Annotated in this window: 1 pseudogene; it reads left to right on the top strand. The window is 40.6% G+C overall.

Annotated features, from left to right (window positions below):
- Nucleotides 1–335 (top strand): annotated as a pseudogene (locus tag AC3WVA_RS24375) (hypothetical protein); the annotation flags it as partial.
- Nucleotides 336–419 lie beyond the last annotated feature (84 nt).

Raw genomic sequence — 419 nt, 5'->3', positions numbered from 1 at the left:
GTACTTGCAACACCGTTGCTCTTTCTTTTACCTATTCTGCTTTACTTGCACTCCTTTTGCGCTTTGCTTTCCTTAACTCTTTACTTGCAACACCGTTGCTCTTTCTTTTACCTATTCTGCTTTACTTGCACTCCTTTTGCGCTTTGCTTTCCTTAACTCTTCAACTTGCAATAGTTTGCTCTTCTTCTTCCCTACTTTCCCTTACTTACATTCCTTTGCGCTTTGTTTACCTTAACTCTTCAACTTGCAACACGGTTGCTCTTTCTCTTACCTATCTCTCCTTACTTACATTCCTTTTGCGCTTTGTTTGCCCTACATTCCTCAACTTGCAATAGTTTGCTCTTCTTCCCTACTTTCCCTTACTTACATTCCTTTGCGCTTTGTTTACCTTAACTCTTCAACTTGCAACACGGTTGCTC

The sequence above is a fragment of the Bacillus sp. EB106-04-02-XG92 genome (assembly GCF_058791995.1).
The sequence above is the reverse complement of the archived record's forward strand: the minus strand, read 5'-3'. Positions and strand labels throughout refer to the sequence as shown.